The organism is Longimicrobium sp. (genome assembly GCF_048594345.1).
Taxonomy (GTDB): Bacteria; Gemmatimonadota; Gemmatimonadetes; order Longimicrobiales; family Longimicrobiaceae; genus Longimicrobium.
Map to the genome: position 1 here is coordinate 56,810 of NZ_JBMDXM010000117.1, position 20,796 is coordinate 77,605.

23 protein-coding genes are annotated in these 20,796 nt (G+C 69.4%); 9 read left to right on the forward strand and 14 right to left on the reverse strand.

Annotated elements, in window-relative coordinates; translation table 11 throughout:
• Positions 1-21: 21 nt before the first annotated feature.
• The 12 genes from ACOJUJ_RS12920 to ACOJUJ_RS12975 all read right to left on the reverse strand — a co-directional run bounded on the left by ACOJUJ_RS12920 (position 22) and on the right by ACOJUJ_RS12975 (position 8,304).
• Positions 22-1,596: a M20/M25/M40 family metallo-hydrolase gene (locus ACOJUJ_RS12920; RefSeq protein WP_420127295.1), complete on the reverse strand. Its 1,575-nt coding sequence runs from the start codon at positions 1,594-1,596 to the stop codon at positions 22-24.
• Positions 1,597-1,603: 7 nt separating this feature from the next.
• Positions 1,604-2,086, reverse strand: a complete 483-nt coding sequence (locus ACOJUJ_RS12925) for a metallophosphoesterase family protein (protein WP_420127296.1) — start codon at positions 2,084-2,086, stop codon at positions 1,604-1,606.
• Positions 2,087-2,115: 29 nt separating this feature from the next.
• Positions 2,116-2,487, reverse strand: a complete 372-nt coding sequence (locus ACOJUJ_RS12930; protein WP_420127297.1) for a hypothetical protein — start codon at positions 2,485-2,487, stop codon at positions 2,116-2,118.
• Between the two features lie 148 nt (positions 2,488-2,635).
• Complete coding sequence (locus ACOJUJ_RS12935; RefSeq protein ID WP_420127298.1) at positions 2,636-3,268, reverse strand: UbiX family flavin prenyltransferase; 633 nt, start codon at positions 3,266-3,268, stop codon at positions 2,636-2,638.
• Entirely contained in the window at positions 3,265-4,170 is a 906-nt protein-coding gene (locus ACOJUJ_RS12940) for a UbiA-like polyprenyltransferase (protein WP_420127299.1), read from the reverse strand. The genes ACOJUJ_RS12935 and ACOJUJ_RS12940 overlap by 4 nt, the downstream gene beginning before the upstream one ends.
• 40 nt (positions 4,171-4,210) lie before the next feature.
• Positions 4,211-4,522, reverse strand: a complete 312-nt coding sequence (locus ACOJUJ_RS12945; RefSeq protein ID WP_420127300.1) for a nucleotidyltransferase family protein — start codon at positions 4,520-4,522, stop codon at positions 4,211-4,213.
• Between the two features lie 33 nt (positions 4,523-4,555).
• Positions 4,556-4,939: a DUF86 domain-containing protein gene (locus ACOJUJ_RS12950; protein WP_420127301.1), complete on the reverse strand. Its 384-nt coding sequence runs from the start codon at positions 4,937-4,939 to the stop codon at positions 4,556-4,558.
• Positions 4,926-5,234, reverse strand: a complete 309-nt coding sequence (locus ACOJUJ_RS12955) for a nucleotidyltransferase family protein (RefSeq protein WP_420127302.1) — start codon at positions 5,232-5,234, stop codon at positions 4,926-4,928. Before ACOJUJ_RS12955 ends, ACOJUJ_RS12950 begins: the two co-directional genes overlap by 14 nt.
• Before the next feature lie 14 nt (positions 5,235-5,248).
• Positions 5,249-5,449 carry a hypothetical protein gene (locus ACOJUJ_RS12960; protein ID WP_420127303.1) on the reverse strand — a complete coding sequence of 67 codons (201 nt, stop codon included), beginning with the start codon at positions 5,447-5,449 and terminating at the stop codon, positions 5,249-5,251.
• A 37-nt stretch (positions 5,450-5,486) separates the two neighbouring features.
• Positions 5,487-6,974 carry a menaquinone biosynthesis decarboxylase gene (locus ACOJUJ_RS12965; protein ID WP_420127304.1) on the reverse strand — a complete coding sequence of 496 codons (1,488 nt, stop codon included), beginning with the start codon at positions 6,972-6,974 and terminating at the stop codon, positions 5,487-5,489.
• 317 nt (positions 6,975-7,291) lie between these two features.
• On the reverse strand, positions 7,292-7,561 hold the full coding sequence (locus ACOJUJ_RS12970) for a hypothetical protein (RefSeq protein ID WP_420127305.1): 270 nt from the start codon (positions 7,559-7,561) through the stop codon (positions 7,292-7,294).
• Positions 7,561-8,304, reverse strand: coding sequence for a class I SAM-dependent methyltransferase (locus ACOJUJ_RS12975; RefSeq protein ID WP_420127306.1), 744 nt, complete (start codon positions 8,302-8,304; stop codon positions 7,561-7,563). Before ACOJUJ_RS12975 ends, ACOJUJ_RS12970 begins: the two co-directional genes overlap by 1 nt.
• A 154-nt stretch (positions 8,305-8,458) precedes the next feature.
• On the opposite strand from ACOJUJ_RS12975, the gene ACOJUJ_RS12980 reads away from it, so the two are divergent.
• The 5 genes from ACOJUJ_RS12980 (at position 8,459) to ACOJUJ_RS13000 (ending at position 12,013) form a co-directional block, all read left to right on the forward strand.
• A complete protein-coding gene (locus ACOJUJ_RS12980) occupies positions 8,459-9,055 on the forward strand; it encodes a sigma-70 family RNA polymerase sigma factor (RefSeq protein WP_420127307.1) in 597 nt (198 codons plus the stop codon).
• Between the two features lie 81 nt (positions 9,056-9,136).
• A complete protein-coding gene (locus tag ACOJUJ_RS12985; RefSeq protein ID WP_420127308.1) occupies positions 9,137-9,784 on the forward strand; it encodes an anti-sigma factor family protein in 648 nt (215 codons plus the stop codon).
• Complete coding sequence (locus tag ACOJUJ_RS12990; protein WP_420127309.1) at positions 9,774-10,880, forward strand: hypothetical protein; 1,107 nt, start codon at positions 9,774-9,776, stop codon at positions 10,878-10,880. Before ACOJUJ_RS12985 ends, ACOJUJ_RS12990 begins: the two co-directional genes overlap by 11 nt.
• On the forward strand, positions 10,870-11,718 hold the full coding sequence (locus ACOJUJ_RS12995) for a hypothetical protein (RefSeq protein WP_420127310.1): 849 nt from the start codon (positions 10,870-10,872) through the stop codon (positions 11,716-11,718). Before ACOJUJ_RS12990 ends, ACOJUJ_RS12995 begins: the two co-directional genes overlap by 11 nt.
• Positions 11,719-11,764: 46 nt before the next feature.
• Positions 11,765-12,013: a hypothetical protein gene (locus ACOJUJ_RS13000; RefSeq protein ID WP_420127311.1), complete on the forward strand. Its 249-nt coding sequence runs from the start codon at positions 11,765-11,767 to the stop codon at positions 12,011-12,013.
• Positions 12,014-12,337: 324 nt separating this feature from the next.
• Here the strand turns inward: ACOJUJ_RS13000 and ACOJUJ_RS13005 are convergent, their stop codons facing one another.
• Both ACOJUJ_RS13005 and ACOJUJ_RS13010 read right to left on the reverse strand, forming a co-directional pair.
• Positions 12,338-13,459, reverse strand: a complete 1,122-nt coding sequence (locus ACOJUJ_RS13005; protein WP_420127312.1) for a P-loop NTPase — start codon at positions 13,457-13,459, stop codon at positions 12,338-12,340.
• A gap of 331 nt (positions 13,460-13,790) precedes the next feature.
• Positions 13,791-15,581, reverse strand: coding sequence for a putative bifunctional diguanylate cyclase/phosphodiesterase (locus ACOJUJ_RS13010; protein ID WP_420127313.1), 1,791 nt, complete (start codon positions 15,579-15,581; stop codon positions 13,791-13,793).
• A gap of 438 nt (positions 15,582-16,019) precedes the next feature.
• On the opposite strand from ACOJUJ_RS13010, the gene ACOJUJ_RS13015 reads away from it, so the two are divergent.
• The 4 genes from ACOJUJ_RS13015 to ACOJUJ_RS13030 all read left to right on the forward strand — a co-directional run bounded on the left by ACOJUJ_RS13015 (position 16,020) and on the right by ACOJUJ_RS13030 (position 20,676).
• Positions 16,020-17,342 carry a hypothetical protein gene (locus tag ACOJUJ_RS13015; protein ID WP_420127314.1) on the forward strand — a complete coding sequence of 441 codons (1,323 nt, stop codon included), beginning with the start codon at positions 16,020-16,022 and terminating at the stop codon, positions 17,340-17,342.
• A gap of 40 nt (positions 17,343-17,382) precedes the next feature.
• Positions 17,383-18,630, forward strand: coding sequence for a hypothetical protein (locus tag ACOJUJ_RS13020; protein WP_420127315.1), 1,248 nt, complete (start codon positions 17,383-17,385; stop codon positions 18,628-18,630).
• A 59-nt stretch (positions 18,631-18,689) separates the two neighbouring features.
• Positions 18,690-20,321 (forward strand): L-glutamate gamma-semialdehyde dehydrogenase, encoded by a 1,632-nt coding sequence (pruA, locus tag ACOJUJ_RS13025; protein WP_420127316.1) that lies wholly within the window; start codon positions 18,690-18,692, stop codon positions 20,319-20,321.
• A gap of 184 nt (positions 20,322-20,505) precedes the next feature.
• Positions 20,506-20,676, forward strand: a complete 171-nt coding sequence (locus ACOJUJ_RS13030; protein WP_420127317.1) for a hypothetical protein — start codon at positions 20,506-20,508, stop codon at positions 20,674-20,676.
• The last annotated feature ends 120 nt before the right edge of the window (positions 20,677-20,796 follow it).

The window sequence follows — 20,796 nt, forward strand, 5'->3', positions numbered from 1 at the left end:
GATCCGCGCCATCGCAACCTTTTATCCGCCGATCGTCCGGCTCGCCGCCTCGCATCGGGGCCAGCGGCCGGGCTCGCCGGGTGCGGTGGCCGCGGGCAGGTCCGGGCGCATCGTACGCGGCATGCGGCGCGGGTCCTCCGAAGCCTGGTACGCCAGCATGGCCAGCATCACCGCGTTCCGGCGCAGGTCGGAAAAGACCAGCTTGTCGTACGTGTCGCGGTCGGTGTGCCAGGTGTAGGTGCCGTAGTCCCACGACTTCGACAGCAGCCAGAACGCCGGCGCGCCGTGGCAGACGAACGACGAGTGGTCGCTGGATCCCGCGCTGGGCATCCCCGGCGCATCCAGCTCCACACCGTCCGTCAGCTCCGGCGGCAGGCGGCCCATCCACCGGCGCCAGAACGGCTCCGCCTCGCTGAATCCCTGCAGGGAGATTCGTTCGATGCGCCCCGTCCCGGTGTCCTGATTCAGCAGCGCCTGCAGCCCGGCCAGCACCTCCGGATGGTCCTCGGCAAAGGCGCGGGAGCCGTTGAGCCCCTGCTCTTCCCCGCTCCACAGGCCGACAACGATCGTCCGCCGCGGCTGGGGATAGACGCGACGCAGGATGCGCATCGCCTCCATCATCACCACCGTTCCGCTGGCGTTGTCCGTGGCGCCCGACGCCCCGTCCCACGAGTCGAAGTGGGCGGAAAGGACCACGTACTCGTCCGGCAGCCGGCGGCCGCGCACCATGGCGACCGTGTTCATCGCCCGCGCCTCGCCCGTGTACTCCGCGCTCGCGTCCACGCGCAGCCGCGGCCCCTGCCCGCGCTCCGCCAGCCGGGCGAGCAGGCCGTAGTCCTCGCACCCCACGTTCAGCACGGGGACGGCCGGGGTCATCGTCATGTGGATGTACGACGTGCCCCATCCGCCGGTCCACTCCGTCGTCAGCACCCCCGCGGCGCCGGCCTGGCCCAGCGCGTGGGTCAGCTCCCACGACTCCATCCCGCTGCGCGCCCGCCGCCGCGCCCAGGCGCTGTCCGCCTGCGCCACCTCGCGCGCCAGCCGCTGCAGCGTGGCCGGCTGCGCCCACTGCTGCCAGTTCTCCGTGGGCCGGCAGGTGACCGGCGCCGCGTCCAGCAGCACGAAGCGTCCGCGCACCGTACCCATCCACGCCGCGAACGCCGCCGAATCCGCCACCTCCGGCAGCGGCACCACGTCGCCCGTCACCGGTCCGTCCGTGCCGCGCGAGTACGCCAGCAGCCGCGCCTCCAGCGTGCGCGTCCGCGGCTGGACGAGATCGATGTGCGCCGTCCCGCGTCGCCAGCCTATCCAGGTGCCGTACGGCTCGTTGCGCGCCTCCGCGCCCCAGCCCGCCAGCTGCGCCGCCGCCCACACGTGCGCCGCCTGCTGCCCCGGCGCCCCCGTCAGCCGCGGGCCGATCGAATCCGTCAGCGCCTGCGCCAGCGGCTCCAGCTGCGACCGCTGCATCCCCTCATCCCAGATGGCGCGCAGCACGCGGTCGTCCGTCATCCACCCCTGCTGGGCGGCGGCGGGGGCCGCGGAGAGCGCGCAACAAGAAAGCGCCAGCAGCGCGCGTTTCCGTGTAATGAACGCCACCGGAATTTCAGGGAGTGGGGGAAAGGAGGGGGATCAGCCGTGCCTCCACGGTGCCGTTCTCGATTTCCGCGACGGCGACCGTCACCGGGTCCTTGAAGCGGCGCGGCCCCGCGCTGCCGGGATTGACGGCGAGCGTGGGGCCAACCTGCTGGATGAGCGGCCTGTGCGAGTGGCCGAATACGACGAGCCCCGCGTCCGCGTGCGCCGCCGCCACCTTCTGCGGTGTCGGCGAGCCGAACTGCATGCCGTGGACGATGACGATGCGTACGCCGCCCAGCTCCAGCCGCGCCACCTCGGGCACGCGGGCGCGGATCTCCGAGCCGTCCACGTTCCCCCACACCGCCGTCACGGGCGCGATCGCGGCCAGCTCGGTCAGGATGTCGGGATCGCCCACGTCGCCGGCGTGGAGGATGTGGTCCACCCCCTCGAAGGCCTCGAAGACCTGGGCGCGCAGCAGTCCGTGGGTATCTGAGATGATGCCGATGTTCATCCGGCCGGGCTACCGCAGGATCGAAACCATCAGAGCCGGATGCGCAGCCGGCCCTCGTCCACCGTAACGTACCCGCCCTCGATCCGCGCGAACTTCCACCAGTACAGCTCCGCCCTCTGGCTGTCCGGCTGGTGCAGTTCGATGGCCGCATGCGGAATGCGCACCGTCTGCCGTCCGCCGATCTCCGGGCAGTCGGCGGGCGAGGTGCACGGCATCCACGACGCCAGCGCCTGGGGGTTCACGATGCGGTAGTAGACCGGCTGGTCGCCCGTGTTGGTGATGGCGACCGCGGTTCCATCGGCGGGCTCGGCGCGCAGGCCGCCGTGCGTGGAGCCCGCGGGGTCGCCCGCGCATGCCGCCAGCAGCACCGCGGCGACGGTCAGGACCAGGCGCTTGATCATGGGCACCTCATGGATTGATCGATAACGAGGCCAACAGGACCCCTTCCCCTGCTCCGCCCATCGAGAAAACGCCCCACCCCGCCCGATGCTGACACGGGTCGAACACCATCACACCATCACACCATCACACCATCACACCATCACACCATCACACCATCACACCATCACACCCGTTCACCCCTTCACCCTCGCCGCTCTTCCACCGCTTCCCCAGCCGGTGCTCCACGCCAAGATGGTCCAGGATCCGCGCGACGACGAAGTCCACCATGTCGTCGATGGACTGCGGGCGATGGTAGAAGCCGGGCGCCGCGGGCATGATGGTCGCCCCGGCGCGCGTCAGCCGCGTCATGTTCTCCAGGTGGATCAGCGACAGCGGCGTCTCGCGGGGGACAAGGATCAGCGGCCGCCGCTCCTTGAGCGCCACGTCCGCCGCCCGCTCCACCAGGTTGCGCGAGATGCCCGCCGCGATGGAGGCCAGCGTCCCCATGCTGCACGGACAGACCACCATCCCCGCTGACGGCGCGGAGCCGGAAGCGGGCGTGGCGCCGCGGTCCAGCGAGTCGTAGAGCTCCAGCCGCGACCAGTCGCCCGTGGCCGCGCGCAGGGCGTCGGCGCCGTCGATCCCCGTTTCCTCCGCCAGCAGCCGCAGGCCGTAGCCGCTCACGATCAGCCGCACCGGCGTGCCGCTGTCGTTCAGCGCGCGCAGCAGGCGCACCGCGTACGGCGCCCCCGACGCCCCCGTGATGCCGAACGTGACCGGCGCGCCGGGCGAAACCCTCACGCGAACAGCCTTTCCCCCAGCACGATCAGAAAAAAGACGACGGAGATGATGCCGTTGAGCGTAAAGAACGCCGCGTCGATCTTCGACAGGTCGTCCGCCTTGACCAGGCTCTGCTCGTAGACCAGCATCCCCGCCACGATCGCCGCGCCCACAAAGTACGCCGGCCCCAGCTCCGGCAGCAGCGCCCCCAGCGCGATGAACTGCGCCGCGGAAAGAGCGTGCAGCACCCGCGAGAACGCCAGCGCGCCCCGGATGCCGAGCGCCGCGGGGATGGAGTGCAGCCCCTCGCCCCGGTCGAAGTCGATGTCCTGCAGCGAGTACAGGATGTCGAACCCGGCCACCCAGCACAGCACCGCCCCCGCCAGCACCAGCAGCGCCCCCGCCGGCCGGCTCCACTCCCCCGCGATGGCCAGATACGCCCCGACGGGCGCGATCGCCAGCGCGAATCCGAGCACCAGGTGCGCGTAGCGGGTAAAGCGCTTGGTGTACGAGTAGAACAGAATCCACCCCAGCGCGAGCGGCGCCAGGTACAGGCACAGCCGGTTCAGCAGCCCCGCGCAGACGAAAAAGACGAGGGAGGCGATGATGACGGACGCCGTCGCTTCACCCACCGTCAGCTTTCCCGCGGGGATCTCGCGCATCTGCGTGCGCGGGTTCCTGGCGTCGATGCCGCGGTCCACGATGCGGTTGAAGCCCATCGCCGCGAACCGGGCGGCCGTAAACGCCACCAGGATCAGCAGCACGTCCAGCGCCTGCACCCGATAGCGGTACGAGGCCAGCGTAGCCCCCACCATCGCGAACGGCATGGCGAACACCGTGTGCGGCAGCTTTACCAGGTTGGCGTAGTCCGCCAGCCTGCCCCGCCCCCCGATGTGCTGCCCTTCCAGTCTATGCGTCGTCACTGCCTACCTGCTTCGTTTACGATTACGACCGTTCGCGGCATCAAGGCGCCGCGTAAACCACGCGCGCCGATTCCAGGATGGCGCGTTTGCGGATCGGGTTCCGGCTGCCCTCCACTCCGCCGCGCGTCAGCAGATCGACGGGCCGGCCAAACATCTCCACGAGCTCGTCCTGCATCTCCACGTGATCGAACAACGAGGGGGTCGCCTCGTACGAGGGAAAGCTGACGAGCACGTCCACGTCGCTGTCCACTCGGAAATCGTCGCGCAGCACGGAGCCGAAGAGCGCGAACTCGCTCACGTTCCACTTGCGGCAGAACTCCACGATCTGTTCGTACGGAAGGCTCAGCTTCATCGGTCTCGCCCTTTTACCCCGATTGGCGTCGCCTCACCCATCGTGGTGGTGGCCCCCACCCGCTTCGATAATCCGGATGTCCTCAGGCGGAAACAACGGCGCCAGAGCGGCGATCAGCGACGGCAGGGACTCCGTCACGGCAATCCACACGTTCTCAAGGCTGGTTCCGCGATAGTTGTGCACCAGTACGTCTCGCATGCCCGCCATTGCACGCCACGGAATCTGCGGGTGCGCGTCACGGTAGGCCGGTGAAACTTGCTTGGTTGCTTCTCCGATGATCAGCAGTTCACGGATGACCGCCGATTGCGTCTTCCGATCTGCCACAAAGGAGTCCTCATCATAGCCAGCGACAAAGTCACGGGCTGATCTTGCCGCATCCAGGATGTCGAAGAGGTAGCTCGCGTCACGCGGCTGCATACACGACCTCGGCCGAATCCAGAATCGACTTCTTGCGATAGGGATTACGGCTCTCCTCCACGCCGCGGCGCGTCAGCAGGTCCACCCGGCGCCCAAAGATCGCTTCAAGCTCGTCCTGCATCCCTGGAAAATCGAACAGAGATACTCGCGATTCTGGACGAAAGGTCACGAGCACGTCCACGTCGCTGTCCGCGCGGAAGTCGTCGCGCAGCACGGAGCCGAAGAGCGCGAACTCGCTCACGTTCCACTTGCGGCAGAACTGCGCGATCTGCTCGTACGGAAGGCTCAGCTTCATCGTAACCTCCAGAGTCAGCGATCCGGACGACGGATGATCCGGATGATGTCCTTCCGCATCGGCGGCGGATTCTCAGGATCGATGCCGTATTCTTCGCACGTCAGCGCCCAGACGGCCGCAAAGCGCTGCTCCATCGAACCATCCTCGGGCGCGTCGACGCGATTTCCGTTGCGCGGCCAGGTACGCCAATCGTTCGGATCAACTTTGCCGCTCATCACGTTCACATCTACGGGTGGAGCGGGCGCCTCGTCGTCAATCCACCGGCTTGATGCCCAGCAGGGGCCAGATGCGGTCGACGGACGCCTTTACGTCGGGCGTCATCTCGATCATGTCGGGCCAGCGGCGGGCAAAACCCTCGGCCGCCCACTTCTTGGTGCCGTCGATCCCCATCTTGCTGCCGAACGAGGGGATCTGCGACGCGTGGTCCAGGTCGTCCACGGGGCCGCGGGTGAACTCCACGTCACGCTGCGGATCGATGTTGCCCAACGCGTACCACCACGCCTCCTGCACGTTGCGCACGTCGATCCACTCGTCTACCACCACGATCACCTTGGCCAGCGACATCAGCCCCATTCCCCACAGGCCGTGCATCACCTTGTAGGCGTGGCCCGGATACTCCTTTTTGATGCTGACGAACACCAGGTTGTGGAACACGCCCTCGGGGGGCATGTGGTAGTCGTGGATCTCCGGCATCGTCAGGCGGGCGAGCGGAAGAAATATCCGCTCCGTGGCGCCGCCCAGGTACACGTCCTCCACCGGCGGCCGGCCCACCAGCGTGGCCGGATACACCGGGTCCTCGCGCATGGTCACCGTCGTCACGTGAAAGACGGGATACGGGTCTTCCAGCGTGTAGAAGCCGGTGTGGTCGCCGAACGGCCCCTCGATCGCCAGATCCTCGTCCGTATCCACGTACCCCTCCAGCACGATCTCCGCCTGCGCCGGGATGGTCAGGTCGCAGGTGATGGCCTGGCAGGTGTACACCGGCTCGCGGCGAAGGAAGCCGCCGAACAGGTACTCGTCGATCCCCGGCGGCAGCGGCGCGCTGGGCGTGTACATGGTCGCCGGGTCCCCGCCGATGGCGACGACCACCGGCATCCGCCCGCCGGGCCCGCGCTTCCACGCGCGGTAGTGCCCGGCGCCGCCCTTATGCTGCTGCCAGTGCATCCCCGTCGTGGTGGGCCCGAACACCTGCATGCGGTACATGCCGATGTTCTGCCCGCCCGTCTCCGGGTCCGACGTCACCACCATGGGAAGGGTGATGAAGGGCCCGCCGTCGTCCGGCCACGTCTTGAGCACCGGCAGCTTCGTAAGGTCGAACTCGCCTTCACGCAAAACGACCTGCTGGCAGGGCGGCTTGCCCTTGAAGGGGCGCGGCGGAACCTTGGTGAGGTCGAACAGCTTGGGGAGCATGGCCAGCTTGCCCTTGATCCCCTTGGGCACCTCGGGCTTGATGAGCTCGGCGATGCGCTGTGCATGCTCCTGCACGTCTTCCACGCCCAGCGCCGCCGCCATCCGCCGCCAGCTGCCAAAGATGTTGATGGCCACGGGCACGTCGCTCTCCGTGCCGTCCATCAGCACCGGCCGCTCGAAGAAGAGCGCGGGCCCGCCGCCGGGCAGCTTCATGGTGCGGTCGGCGATCTCGGCCATCTCCAGGTCCACCGACACCGGCTCGCGCACGCGCACCAGCTGGCCGGTGCGGTCCAGGTACCGCAGAAACTCGCGCAGGTTCTGAAAGACCATCTCGTCTCGCTTTATCTGTCCACAGCCGGTTCACGGCTGATGGGACCGCCTGGTATGGGCACGTCTACGGGCGCGCTCCGATACTTCGAACTGCGTCCGCAGGGGGCCCCTCCCCCGGCCCCTCCCCGTTCGTTCCTCACCGAGAGGGGCGCAGTCGATCCCGCGTCGGCAAGGTGCGTCGCCCCCCCCTCCCCCACGCCGTTTGGGGGGGCGGGCCGGGGGTGGGGGGCAGCCCACCATCTCGCCCCGCACCCTCCACCGCGCCTCGTCCCGTACTTTCGTACCCCGTACCCTCGTACCCCGTACCTTCGTACCCCCTACCCCGCCACCGTCCCCACCACCCGGCCCAGAATCACGTACGACACGAACATCACCCCGCCGGTGATCAGCAGCCAGCGGGCGAGCTTCATCTGCCGCAGCCCCACCTCGTCGAAGTAGTGCTCCGGCTTCCACACGCCCACCACGGTGGGCCCCTGCCCCGGCCGGACGTGGCGCCAGGCCACCAGCTGCAGCAGCGCCGACGCCACGCAGCAGGCAAAGAACCCCAGCAGCAGCCCCGCAGCCAAGAGCTTGATCGGCGTGCTCATCAGACGCGCGTCCCGTGGTGCAGCGCGGCGATCCCGCCGCTGAGCGTTTCCCACTTCACCCCGCTGAAGCCCGCCGCCTCCATCCGTCGCGCCAGCTCCGGGCCGTCCGGAAAGCTAAGCACCGACTCCGGCAGGTAGGTGTAGGCGGACGAGTGCTTGGACACCATCCGCCCCACCATGGGCAGCACCTTCAGGAAGTAGAAGAAGTACAGCCCGCGAAACGGCTGCCACCCGGGCGTGGTGAACTCCAGGATCACCAGCCGGGCGCCGGGCTTGAGCACGCGCGCCATCTCGCGCAGCCCCGCGTCCAGGTCCGCCAGGTTGCGTACCCCAAAGCCCACGGTGGCGCCGTCGAATGCCGCGTCGGCGAAGGGGAGCGCCAGCGCGTCCGCGCACGCCGGGCCGATGGGGGCGCCGCGGGTCTTGCCCGCGTCCACGCCGTTCTCCAGCATGGCGTAGGTAAAGTCGCTCCCCACCACGCGGCCCCGGAACGCCTTGCGCTTCGCCAGCTCCACCGCCAGGTCCAGGGTGCCGGCGCAGTTGTCCAGGTAGGTGCCCTCCGGCGCACGCTCCCAGCCCAGCCGGTTGACGGCGCGCTTGCGCCACAGCCTGTCGATGTTGAGCGACAGAACGTGGTTCAGCAGGTCGTAGCGCGGCGCGATGGAGCTGAACATCCGCCGTACGTGCGCCGCCTTTTCGGCGGGCGCGGGAAGCGCCGTGGGGGGCGCGTGTGTCTGTGGCATCGCGTAAAACCGTTTCTCTGCTTAGAATACGGGCGCCAAAGTAGCCCCTGGATGCCGGCCGGAGCAAGCCTCGCCGCCGCCCGTGAAACTCGCCGCGCCCGCCTTGCGTAGGGCGCCGGGCGAGTCTGAATCAACAGACCCCCGAACTCAAGCGGTGAACGAAACCCCGGTCTCTGACCATGAGCTCGTCACTCGCGCCCAGCAGGGCAGCGAGAAGGCGTATCGCGAGCTTCTCGGCCGTTTTCAGCGGCCCGTGTTCTCCATTATCTACCGGATGATCCGCGACCGGGAGCAGGCGGAGGACCTGGCGCAGGAGACGTTCGTGCGTGTGTTCAACAACATCGACCGGTACGACCCGCGCTACAAGTTCAGCAGCTGGATCTTCAAGATCGCCACCAACCTGACGATCGACCACATCCGGCGTAAGGAGCTTGACACCGTCTCCATCGACGGCTCGCGCAACGCGGTGACGGCCGAGCAGATCGAGGCCACCAGCATCACCATCGCCTCGCCGGACGAAAATCCCGAGGAGCTGCTGGAGGCCAAGGAGCTGGGCGAGGAGATCGAGGAAGCCATCGGCAAGCTGCGCCCGGAATACCGGGCCGCCATCCTGCTGCGCCACGTGGACGGGCGCGAGTACCAGGAGATCGCCGAGATCCTTGCCCTGCCGCTGGGCACGGTGAAGACGTACATCCACCGTGGGCGCAACGAGCTGCGCGAGCAGCTGCAGCACCTGCGCGAGGCGGCGTAGCGCGACGTACTCTTTGAAACCCGGGGGCTCACCCCCCCGTACGGACCCCAATGGAACCGAACCGAGCCCCGTGAGGCAGCCGTGACGGACGCAACCGGACACCTTCCCTTCTGGACGCTGGAGCAGCTCGCCGAGGGCGATCTGAGCCACGCGGAACGAATGCTGGCCGAGCAGCACCTCAGGACGTGCGCACACTGCGCGTCGGAGCTGCGCTCGGCCCGCGCGCTCATCTCCGCGCTGCAGTCGCTTCCCGCCGTTTCGCCGTCCGCCGGCTTTGCCGACGCGGTGATGGCGCGGGTGGTGATCGCGCCGCGGACGGCCACGGCCGCCGCGGCGGAGCCGGCGCGCCAGGCCCGCAAGGGCTGGCTTCCCGCTTCGTTCCGGGGCTGGGTGTGGCTCACGGCCATGCTCACCGTGATCATGGCCCCGCTGACGGGGCTGGGCGTGTGGCTCTCCACGCACCCCCTGGTGAGCGTGAGCGCGCTGTGGGGCATTGCCCGCGGGTGGGTGAGCGAGGTTGCGTGGGGCGCGGTGGTGCAGGTGGCCGGTGCCTTTGGCCGCAGCGGCCTGTTCGGGTGGGCGGCCGACACGCTGGCCCGCATGCCCGGCCCCGACGCCGCGGGGGTTCCGCTTTCGCTGTTGCTCTTTTTCGCCGCGATCCCGGTCTCGGCCTTCGTGATCGTCCGTCTTTTGAAGACCCCTGCCACGGGGATGACCCATGCGTACTGATCTGATCAAGCGGGGCGCCCTGGCCGCGGCCATGGCGCTCCTGGCCGGACTGCCGGCGCACGCGCAGGACTCGCTGGTGCTGGGGCCCGAAGCCCCCGCCGCGGCCGCCGCTCCGGCGGCACCGGCCGCGCCCGCGCGCCATACCGGCCACGTGCTCAACATCAACGGCGACCGCACCATCGCGGCCGGCGAGGTGGTGGACGGCGACGTGGTGGTGCTGAACGGCGACCTGACCGTGGCCGGCGAGGTGCGCGGCGACGTGACCGTGGCCCGCGGCGACCTGCACCTGGAAAGCGGCGCCGTGGTCGCGGGTGACGCGGTGGTGACCGCCGGCCGCCTGGTGAACCGCGGCGCCCGCGTGTCGGGTGAAATGCGGGTGGTGGACGAGGGGCGGGCCATGGCGACGCAGGAGGGCGTTCCCGTCGCCAGCCGCGTGCGGCTGGGCCGCTCGTGGTTCGCGCCCATCGGCCGCGGGCTGGTGGGGCTGATGGAAACGCTGGCGCTGGGGCTGGTGCTGGCCGGCGTAGGGGTGGGCCTCATCTTCTACGGGATGCCGCAGCTTACCGGCCTGAGCGACACGGTCCGCCGCAACACGGGTCGCGCGGCCGCGGTGGGGGTGGCGGCGCACTTTCTGGTGCTTCCGCTCTTCGTGGTCGGCGTGGTGGGCCTGGCGGTGACCATCATCGGCCTTCCGCTGCTGCTGGTGTACGTTCCGCTCTTCATCGTCGCGGTGCTGGCGGCGGCGGCGGTGGGGCTGGTGACGGTGGCGCACGCCCTGGGCGAGCGCACGGCGGAGCAGCGCGGCAGCTACGACACGCGCCACCGCAACGCCTACAGCTACGTGTTCACCGGCCTGTCGCTGCTGCTGGCGCCGCTGGTGGTGGCCAACCTGCTGGGGATGACGGGCTTTCTGGGCTTCGTGGGCGACCTGGTGGGCGTGTTTGCCGGTGTGCTGCTGTGGGCGGCCACCAGCGTGGGGATAGGCGCGGTGCTCATGGGCGCCAACCGCACCTGGCGCGAGCGCCGCTACCGCCGGATGATGGGGCTGGGCGGGATGGAGCCCGCCGCCGAGCCCGGGGGCGCGAATGCGGCCTGACCGCCGCGCGCTCGCCCCGCTGGTCCTGGCCGCCGCGCTCCTGGGCGCGGCGGCTCCCGCACGGGGGCAGGAGTGGCGGAACGTGACCTCGGCGCGGCAGGCGCAGGGGGAGCGCAGCCTGAGCGTGGCGGTGGAGTACGGCGGCGGCGACCTGCGGGTGCGCCCCGCGGCCAACGGCCTGCTGTACCGCATGCAGATGCGCTACGACGAGCGGCAGATGCGGCCGGTGACCAGCTACGACCGCGGGACCGGCCGGCTGCACCTGGGGGTGGAAAGCGTGCGCCGCAACCAGCGGGCGCAGCGCGGCGGCAACGCCAACGTGGAGCTGGCGCTGGGCATTCCGACGGATCTTGCGGTGGAGTTTGGCGCGGGCGAGGCGGATCTGGAACTCGGAGGGCTTTCCCTGCGTAGTGTGGATCTGTCCACCGGGGCCAGCGAAACCGAAGTCCGCTTCGGCGCACCCAACCGGGTGCAGGCGGGGACGGTGCGGGTGGCCTCGGGCGCGTCGCGGCTGCGGATGCGCGGGCTGGGGAACGCACGGGCGGAGCGGTTCGTGCTGGACGGCGGGGTGGGCGAGGCCATGCTGGAGTTCGACGGGGCATGGGCCCGCAGCGCCAGCCTGAACGTGGACATGGGGCTGGGCTCGCTTACGCTGCGGTTTCCGCGGTCGCTGGGCGTAAAGATCGAGCGGGAGGGCTTTCTGACCCGCTTTTCGCCGGCGGGGATGGTGCGGCGGGACGGTGCCTGGTACTCGCGCAACTGGGATTCGGCGCGATACAAGTTGACGGTGAAGATCGACGCGGCGCTGGGCAGCATCGACGTGCAGTGGATGGACTGACAAGCCGCTGAACCGACGAAGCAGATCGAGGGAGGAAGATACGATGTTGAGCGCGCTGGTTGGGCTGGTGGTGGTGGCGGTGGTGGGCTTTGTGGTGCTCACCGTGCTGCTGGCCATCTTCGGGATGGTGTTCGGGCTGGCGTTCGGGCTGCTGGCGATGGCGGTTACCCTGGCCGTGAAGATCCTGCCGCTGGTGCTGGTGGGGTGGCTGGTGGTAAAGCTCATCCAGCGCGGCGAGCGTGGCTCCAGCCGGGGGCGGATTCCGGCTTCGGACCGGCGCTGGCTGGACTCGTAACCGCAGGGAACAGGGAACAGGGAATAGGGAATAGGGAATAGGGAATAGGGAATAGCCTGCAACGGCTTCCCTGCCCTGCTCCGGGGGACGTGCGAAGGGCCGGCGGTCGTCGTGATCGCCGGCCCTTTCGTGGGTCACGAGAACTCGTCGCGGGTGGATGAATCAGCAGTTCCTCAAGTCGGACTACAGCAAACAGAGGTCAGGGTACAGAGGGACGGAGAACAGCCAGAGGAACAGAGGAAGGAATGCGGATCACCTCTGTTCCTCTGGCTGGGCTCGGTCCCTCTGTACCTTCCGATGGTTTATCCGGATTCGGTATTACGATTACGCCGTCGCCGCGGCCGCCAGCGTCCCGACCCGCGCGATTACGGCCTCCGCGACCTCGCGCAGGGCGAGGGCGGCGGGGGATTCGGGCTGGGAGACGACGATGGGGACGCCGGCGTCGCCGCCTTCGCGCACGGGGATCTCCAGCGGCACCTCGCCCAGAAAGTCGATCCCCGTCTGCTCGGCCAGGCGCCGCCCCCCCGCGCGGCCGAAGATCTCGTACCGCTGTCCGCAGCACGGGCAGATGAAGCCACTCATGTTCTCCACCACGCCCAGCACGCGGGTGTTGGTGCGCTCGAACATCTTGATGCCGCGCAGCACGTCGCCCGTGGACACGTCCTGCGGCGTGGTCACCATCACCACGCCGTCCAGGCGGATGGTCTGCACCAGCGAAAGCTGCGCGTCGCCCGTGCCCGGCGGCATGTCGACGATCAGCACGTCCAGCTCGCCCCACTCCACCTCGCTCAGGAACTGCTTCAGGATCCCGGCGATCATGGGGCCGCGCATGATGGCGGCCTGTCCCTCGTCCAGCAGAAAGCCCAGGCTCATCAGCTGCACGCCGTGCGCCTCCAGCGGCTCCATCTTCTCCTTGCCCCGCGCGCCGATCACCCGCGGCTTGCGGCGCTCGCCGAACATGGTGGGCACGTTGGGGCCGTAGATGTCGGCGTCCAGCAGGCCCACGCGGCGGCCGGTCTGCGCCAGCGCGGCGGCCACGTTCACGGCCACGGTGCTTTTGCCCACGCCGCCCTTGCCGGAGCTTACGGCGATGATGTGCCGCGCGCCGGGAACCAGGCTGGCGTTGGGCGTGGGCGCGGGGACGTTCCCCGCGCGCAGCGGCGACTTGGATTTCGGCATCGGCGCGCCGGCTGCGGGCAGGCTGATGTCGATCTTCACCTTCTGCACGCCGTCCACCTTTTCGGCGGCGGCGCGCGACTGGCGGACCAGGGTGCCGGGATCGTCCGCCTGCAGCGCGAACTTGAAGCGGACGGTGCCGTCTTCCAGCACCTCCATCTCCCGCACCCGCCCCGACGACACGACGTCTTCGCCGGTGGTGGGGTGCAGAACGGAGGTCAGCGCGGCGGCGACGCGGCGCAGAACGGCGTCGCGCTCGGATGGTTGCATATCGAAAACAAAGTGCGTGAGTGCGTCAGTGCGTGAGTGCGGAAGTGATTCCGCCACTCCGGCTGCTGGATGATACACCCAAACGCCCCGCGGTGCGAGGCGGCGGAGGTTGGAGCGGCGGATGATTCGTGTACGGGGGGATAAAGCCGGGCGGAATGCGATTCTCTGGCTGCGGACGCACAGTCGCCTGGAACGCCGCACACCGTCGGACCGCCGAGTCCGCGCAGGCGGACTTTGCGATGTTCCAGCGGCGAATTCATTCGCTCCAGCGAGCAGACGGCACGTGAGCCAGCCGGCGTCGTCAGGGTAGCCGCCTCCGCCGAGCCTGCCCTTAGCGCAAAGGATCGCCCCAGGTGAAGGGGGTGTCGCCGCGGAGGAAGGCGGCTTCGAACTCGGCGGCGGGGAGCGGGAGGGAGATCAGAAAGCCCTGCGCGTAGTCGCACCCCAGGGCGCGCAGGGCGGCCAGCTGCTCGCGCGTCTCCACGCCCTCGGCCACCACGCGCACGCCCAGGCTGCGCGCCATGGCCACGATGGTGCGCACGATCTCGGCGCCGCGGTAGGCGCCGGTGCTGGAGCCGTCCATCTCGCTCACGAACGAGCGGTCGATCTTGAGCGCGTCCAGCGGCAGCCGGTGCAGCGAGCTGAGGCTGCTGTAGCCGGTGCCGAAGTCATCCAGGTACACCTGCACCTCGCGCCGCTTGAGGGCGCGCAGCACGCCGGCCGCGGTGGCGGGATCTTCCACAAGCGAGCTTTCCGTAAGCTCCAGCTTGAGCGCGGCAGGGGGCAGGCCGTGCTCGCCCAGCGTCGTGGCGACGGCCTGCACCAGCCCCGGATCGCGCAGCTGCCGGGGCGACACGTTCACGCTCACCTCCAGTCCGGCGGCGCCGGGAAGCTCCAGCCGCCACTGCGCCAGCTGCCGCGCCGCCTCGCCCATCACCCACGCCCCCAGCGCGCCGATCAGCCCTGTGTCCTCCGCCAGCGAGACGAAGCGCTGCGGCGATACGTGGCCGTGCAGCGGGTGGTCCCAGCGCACCAGCGCCTCGGCCCCGACCACGGCGCCCGTCGCCAGCGCGACGATGGGCTGAAACGCCAGCCGCAGCTCTTCGCGGGCCAGGGCGGCGCGCAGGTCCGTCTCCAGACCCAGCCGCTCCATCACCGCCCGGTGCATGGCGCCGTCGAAGACGGCCAGCACGCTGCCGACGGCCTTGGCGTGGTACATGGCCATGTCGGCGTTGCGCAGCAGGTCGTCGGGCGAGCCGCCGGTGCCGTCGGCCAGGGCAATGCCGATGGTGGCGGTGGTATAGGTCTCGTAGCTCCCCAGCTGCAGCGGGGCATCCAGCGCCTTGCGCACCTGCCCCGCCACCGCCAGCGCCTGCTCCCGTCCGGCGGCGCGGGGAAGAAAGATGATGAACTCGTCGCCGCCAAAGCGGGCCACGGTGTCGGCCGGGCCCGCGCACGCGGCCAGCCGGCCCGCCACTTGGCGCAGCAGCTCGTCGCCCACGCCATGGCCCAGCGAGTCGTTGACGTTCTTGAAGCGGTCCAGGTCCAGAAACAGCACGGCGCAGCGGGCGCCGGGCTCGTGCGCCAGCGAATCCACGGCCGCGCGCATCCGCTCCGCCAGCAGCACGCGGTTGGGAAGCCCCGTCAGCGGATCATGCAACGCCAGGTGGCGAAGCCGCTCCTCCAGCCCGTCGCGCTCGGCCTCGGCACGGGTGCGCTGGGTAAGGTCGTCGAGCATGGCGACGCAGAAGCGCGGCTGGCCGTCTTCATCCCGCACCAGCGAGACGGTGAGCCGCGCGGGAAAGGTGCCGCCGTCGGCGCGCAGGTAGCGCAGCTCCAGCTGGTAGCTGGACAGGCGGCCATCCACCAGCCGGCGAAAGAGCGCGGCGTCGTGCTCGCGGTCGTCCGGATGGCCCAGGGTGACGAAGGGGATGCGGCGAAGCTCGTCCACGGGCACGCTCACCATCCGCTGGAACGCGGCGTTGGCCTCCATCACGTGCCCCTGCAGGTTCACCACCGAGATTCCCAGCGCGGAACCCTCGAACACGGCGCGGAACCACTCCTCGCGCTGCTGCAGCTCGTCGTACGCGGTCGCGTGCAGGCGCGGGTGGGAGATGGACATCAGGGCCGCCGGCATCGAGGGTCATACGCATGGGAGCGGCGGTGCCGCTCCCCCGGAGCCACTTTCGGAAAGTCCGCAGCCCCCGTGCAAACCTTACGCCGTCTGCATCATCCTTCTGTCGCAGAGTGGACGCATCACGACGGATCGCGGAGCCTGGATCCAAACCCCGCGTAGATTCGCTGGATGGCAGGCATCATCCTCGTTCCCGGACGCGGATCCGCGGAAACAACGGTGTCACGCGGAGACGCGGAGGGCGCAGAGGCGCAGAGGATCTGGTTACGTTTCCGCGCCTCCGCGTGAGAGATCATGTCTCTCTGGCGAAACGTTCATCGGGTGAAACGGAACGCGGAGCCGGCGCGTTGCCGAACGGGGCGAACGGCGCCACTTTGCGGCTCCGGGTCCACGCGACCACACCGCCGTTCATCTTCTCCCTCCCACATGGCCGCGAAACCCACGGGCTGGAACCGAATCGTCGCAAAGCTGCAGGGCGAGGTGCCGGCGGCGGAGCTGGAAGCCTTTCGCCGCGCCAGCGGGCCGGTGCTGGAGCTGCTGGACCAGGTGGAGCGGCGGCGGCTGGAGTGCAGGATCGACGGACTGGACCCGTGGACGGTTCCGCCCGCCACGCGCGCCGTGTTCCTGTGCGCGTGGAACGCGTTCGTGCTGCAGACGCTGGGGAACGAGTTTCTGGACGCGGACTACCGTATGGAGCCGCGAACGCCGCACTTTGTTCCGCCGGTGACGGCACTGCAGGTGCTGCGCTTTTACGAGCCGGTGGAAGGGTGGGTGAACCGGGCCTGGCAGGCACAGGCCAACCCCGACTACCGGCTGGACCTGAGCGTTCCCGCCCCGCTGCCTGCGTGGGAGCAGGTGGAGCCGTTTCCGCCCGCGCACCTGGACGGCCTGCTGAACGCCATGCGCTCGGTGCGCGACCACGCCGACGCGGCGGTGGCGTTCCTTCCCGCCACGCCGCCCGAGGATCCGCGGCGGCAGACGCAGCTGAACCGCATCCGCCAGCTCTACGCGTCGGCGCAGGCCCGGGCGCGCTACGCGGAGGAGCTGGCGGGGAACGATCCCGTCGCCGAGGTGCGCGAACGCGCGGGGGAGCATGCGCGGGCAGCCGTCGAGCAGCTGCACCTGCTGGGGCAGCTGGTCTCCGATCCGGAGCTGGCGGATGAATCGGTCGGCCCGCGCGCGGGGGAACGCGAAGGGGCGCGCGGCCAGCTGGCGCCGGCGCCGCCCGCCCCCGCTCCGGGCGCCGAGACTGCCGTTCCACGCCTGCACCTGGTCACGCGGCCCGGCCTGACCGACGGCCAGACGATCATCGAAGCGGAGGAGACGATCGACTTCGCGGCGCGCCTGCCGATCGAAATGCACTTCTCGCTGCGCCTGGTGCAGGTGCGCACCGCGGCCAACCGGATGATCGTGCTCCGCACCACGGCCGTAAGCTACGAGGCGTATCCCATGCTCACCGCCGGGACGCTCACCATCCAGGCCGACGCGCAGACCAACGTCCTCAGGGCGCTCCCCGACCGCAAACGCGCGCGGACCGACCAGGGAGCGAGGATGGCATACGTGGAGACGATGGGGTTCGAGCTGCACGGCGACCTGCTGCCAAGGCTCTGCTCCGCGCGTGCCGCCGCGTTGTGCTTCAAGAACTACCGTGGGCCCGTCGGGCTGGACGCCACGACCATCTCGCGGCTGCAGGCCTACTGCCGCGGCTTCTACGACGCCGTCGCCCGATCAGCCGATCCGCCGGCGTAGCCGGGTCCCGTCGCACGCATCGTTCATCCTCTTCCATCCTATGGCCGAAAAACCCAGCGGCTGGAACCGGCTCATGGGGCTGGTGCACGGCGAAGTGCCGGCGGCGGAGCTGGAGGCGTTCCGCGACCGCACCGGGGACCTGCTCGACCTGCTGGAAGAGGTGGAGCGGCGGCGGCTGGCGCTCCGGGCCGACGGCGTGGACCCCTGGGCGGTGCCGTCCGCCACCCGCGCCGCCTTTGCCTGCGCGTGGAACGCGTTTGTGCTCCACACGTTGGGCAACGAGTTCCTGGATGCGGACTACCGCTGCGAGCCGCGCACGCCGCACTACGTTCCCCCGGCGACGGCGGAGCAGGTGCTGCGCTTTTACCAGTACGCCGAAGGGTGGGCCAACCGCGCGCGGCAGGCGCACGCCGATCCCGGCTACCGGCTGGACAGGAGCATCCCCGCCGCGCTCCCCGCCTGGGTACAGGTGGATCCGCTGCCGCCCGCGCACATGGACGGGCTGCTGCGCGCCATGCGCTCGGTGCGCGACCATGCGGCCGCCGCCATGACGCACCTGCCCGCCGATGCCCCGGCGGACACGGCGAAGCAGGAGCACCTGAACGGCATCCGCCAGCTCCACGCCTCGGCGCTGGCCCGCGCGCGCTACGCCGAAGACCTGTGCGGCGTGAACCCCGCGCCGGAGGTTCGCCAGCACGCCGCGGAGCACGCGCGCTCCGCCATGGAGCACTTTTTCCGGCTCGGCCAGCTGATCGCGGACCCGGTGCTGGTGGACGGCCCCACGCCGGAGCCGAAAGCCCGATCGACCTCAAAGCGTGGCCGTGAGGCGAAAAAGCCGAAAGCTCGCGCCACGGAATCGGTCGCGTTCACGGACGAGATCACGGGGACCGGCTTCGAGCTCCGCCTGGCGCCGCTGAAGGACGAAGAGGCGCAGATGGCGATCCTGCACGTTCTCACCCGCAACCCCGACAACTTCGCGGCGCTTCCCGCCTCGACCGTCACCGTGCGCACCGACCGCGAGATGGTGGTGCTGCGGATGATCTCGGAGCTCAAGTCGAAGGTGTCGACGGCGGACGATGAATCCGTGTACGAGGAGCGGGTGGGCTTCGCGTTTCCCCTCGACCAGGTGGACAACGTCTGCACGTCGAAGCAGGTGGGGATGAGCATCGTCAGCTACGACCGCAACGTGGAGGTGGACGCGGCGGCGGTGGCGGCGTTCAAGGCCCACTGCTGCGCGTTCCGCAAGGCGCGGAAGAAGGCCCGCGCCGCTCCTGCGCGTGACGGGTAGCGCCCCGCACACGCGCATCCTAACTTCCCCGCCTTGTCCACGAGCCGACGAGGAGAAGGGTGATGAATAGTGTTCCGCGGGTACCGGGCCCGATCAACGAGCCGGTCCTTTCCTACGCGCCGGGGTCGCCGGAGCGCGCGCTGCTCAAGGAAACGTACGCGCGCATGCACGGCGAGGAGATCGAGATCCCGCTGATCATCGGCGGGCGCGAGGTGCGCACGGGCAACACCGACGTGCAGGTGTCGCCGCACGAGCACGGGCACGTGCTGGCGCGCTACCACAAGGCCGGCGCCGCCGAAGTGCGGCAGGCGATCGACGCGTCGCTCAAGGCGTGGAAGGACTGGAGCAACTGGCCGTGGGAGGACCGCCTGGCCGTGTTCCAGCGCGCCGCCGACCTGCTGGCTACGCGCTACCGGCCCATCGTGAACGCGGCCACCATGCTTGGCCAGGGCAAGACGGCGCACCAGGCGGAGATCGACAGCGCGTGCGAGCTGATCGACTTTTTCCGCTTCAACACGCACTTTGCGCAGCAGCTGTACAGCGAGCAGCCGTTCAGCGGCCCGGGGATGTGGAACCGGCTGGACCACCGCCCGCTGGAGGGGTTCGTCTACGCCGTTACGCCGTTCAACTTTACGGCCATCGGCGGCAACCTGCCCACGGCGCCCGCCATGCTGGGCAACGTGGCGCTGTGGAAGCCGGCGGCGACGGCGATCTACAGCAACTACTACGTCATGCGGCTGCTGATGGAGGCCGGGCTGCCGCCGGGCGTCATCAACTTCCTTCCGGGCGATCCGGGGCCCATGACGGAGGAAGTGCTGAACGATCCCAACCTGGCCGGCATCCACTTTACGGGATCCACCGGGGTGTTCCAGATGATCTGGAGGCAGGTGGGCGAGCGCATCGACCGCTACAAGACGTACCCGCGGCTGGTGGGTGAGACGGGCGGCAAGGACTTCATCGTGGCCCACGCGTCGGCCGACCCGCTGGCGCTGGCGACGGCCATCGTGCGCGGCGGCTACGAGTACCAGGGGCAAAAGTGCAGCGCCGCGTCGCGCGTGTACGTGCCCCAGTCGCTGTGGCCCACGGTGCGCGAGCACACGCTGGGGATGATGGAAAAGATCCGCGTGGGCGACGTGAGCGACTACCGCAACTTCATGGGCGCGGTGATCGACCGTAAGGCGTTCGACAAGATCACCGGCTACATCAGGCACGCGCACGAAGCGGACGGCGTGGACGTGATCGCCGGCGGCACCTACGACGACTCGACCGGCTACTTTATCCAGCCCACGCTGGTGCAGGTGCAGGACAGCGCGTACCGGCTGATGTGCGAAGAGGTGTTTGGGCCCGTGGTCTCGCTGTACGCGTACCCCGACGCGGAGTGGGAGCAGACGCTGAAGATCGTGGACCAGACCAGCCCGTACGCGCTTACCGGGGCCGTGTTCAGCAACGACCGCGCGGCGCTGCTGCAGGCGGACCGGGCGCTGCGCAACGCGGCCGGCAACTTCTACATCAACGACAAGCCCACGGGCGCGGTGGTCGGCCAGCAGCCGTTCGGCGGCGCGCGCGGCAGCGGCACCAACGACAAGGCGGGGAGCATCCTGAACCTGGTGCGGTGGATCAGCCCGCGCACCATCAAGGAAACCTTTGCCCCCGCGCAGGCGTTCGAGTATCCGTTCATGAGCGAGAAGTAGCGCTCGCTCGACGGGCTGAATCGCGAAGCGCCTCCGGGATTCCCTCCCGAAGGCGCTTTTCATTCCAGTGTGCCAAGCACCGAAGTGACACTTTCCTTTAACGAACTAAAATACTTGATGAGGGAAGGCGAAGGCATTATCCTTCATGCTCCCCGGCACCCCCACTTTCCCAAGGAGGAGTCCCATGCGTCTGGACCTGAATGGACTGCAGGTAGATAGCTTCGAGATCGCCGAGCCCATTGGTGACGAAGAAGTCGCCGAGCCCGTGAAGGACACGATCTACTACCCGTGCCCCCTGCCGGACACGTATTTCGCGCCCTGCACCAAGCAGCTGACCTGCGTCGGCTGCGCCTGAACGGCCACCGCGCGGACGAAGTGTTGTGCGCCTCCGGGCTCCCCGCCCCGGGGCGCGGAGGCGAACCACCACCCCGCGTCAAGAAAGGTCCGGGTGGGTCGCTGGTGGGTAAACCGATGG

Excerpts from the sequence above, each read along its gene's own strand:
- ACOJUJ_RS13030 (WP_420127317.1), top strand. The coding sequence starts at position 20,506 with ATGCGTCTGGACCTGAATGGACTGCAGGTAGATAGCTTCGAGATCGCC.
- ACOJUJ_RS13015 (WP_420127314.1), top strand. The coding sequence starts at position 16,020 with ATGGCCGCGAAACCCACGGGCTGGAACCGAATCGTCGCAAAGCTGCAG.
- ACOJUJ_RS13020 (WP_420127315.1), top strand. The coding sequence starts at position 17,383 with ATGGCCGAAAAACCCAGCGGCTGGAACCGGCTCATGGGGCTGGTGCAC.
- ACOJUJ_RS13010 (WP_420127313.1), bottom strand. The coding sequence starts at position 15,581 with ATGTCCATCTCCCACCCGCGCCTGCACGCGACCGCGTACGACGAGCTG.
- ACOJUJ_RS12990 (WP_420127309.1), top strand. The coding sequence starts at position 9,774 with ATGCGTACTGATCTGATCAAGCGGGGCGCCCTGGCCGCGGCCATGGCG.
- ACOJUJ_RS12975 (WP_420127306.1), bottom strand. The coding sequence starts at position 8,304 with ATGCCACAGACACACGCGCCCCCCACGGCGCTTCCCGCGCCCGCCGAA.
- ACOJUJ_RS12945 (WP_420127300.1), bottom strand. The coding sequence starts at position 4,522 with ATGAAGCTGAGCCTTCCGTACGAACAGATCGTGGAGTTCTGCCGCAAG.
- ACOJUJ_RS12950 (WP_420127301.1), bottom strand. The coding sequence starts at position 4,939 with ATGCAGCCGCGTGACGCGAGCTACCTCTTCGACATCCTGGATGCGGCA.
- ACOJUJ_RS12970 (WP_420127305.1), bottom strand. The coding sequence starts at position 7,561 with ATGAGCACGCCGATCAAGCTCTTGGCTGCGGGGCTGCTGCTGGGGTTC.
- ACOJUJ_RS12965 (WP_420127304.1), bottom strand. The coding sequence starts at position 6,974 with ATGGTCTTTCAGAACCTGCGCGAGTTTCTGCGGTACCTGGACCGCACC.
- ACOJUJ_RS12955 (WP_420127302.1), bottom strand. The coding sequence starts at position 5,234 with ATGAAGCTGAGCCTTCCGTACGAGCAGATCGCGCAGTTCTGCCGCAAG.
- ACOJUJ_RS12995 (WP_420127310.1), top strand. The coding sequence starts at position 10,870 with ATGCGGCCTGACCGCCGCGCGCTCGCCCCGCTGGTCCTGGCCGCCGCG.
- ACOJUJ_RS12930 (WP_420127297.1), bottom strand. The coding sequence starts at position 2,487 with ATGATCAAGCGCCTGGTCCTGACCGTCGCCGCGGTGCTGCTGGCGGCA.
- ACOJUJ_RS13005 (WP_420127312.1), bottom strand. The coding sequence starts at position 13,459 with ATGCAACCATCCGAGCGCGACGCCGTTCTGCGCCGCGTCGCCGCCGCG.
- ACOJUJ_RS12960 (WP_420127303.1), bottom strand. The coding sequence starts at position 5,449 with ATGAGCGGCAAAGTTGATCCGAACGATTGGCGTACCTGGCCGCGCAAC.
- ACOJUJ_RS12925 (WP_420127296.1), bottom strand. The coding sequence starts at position 2,086 with ATGAACATCGGCATCATCTCAGATACCCACGGACTGCTGCGCGCCCAG.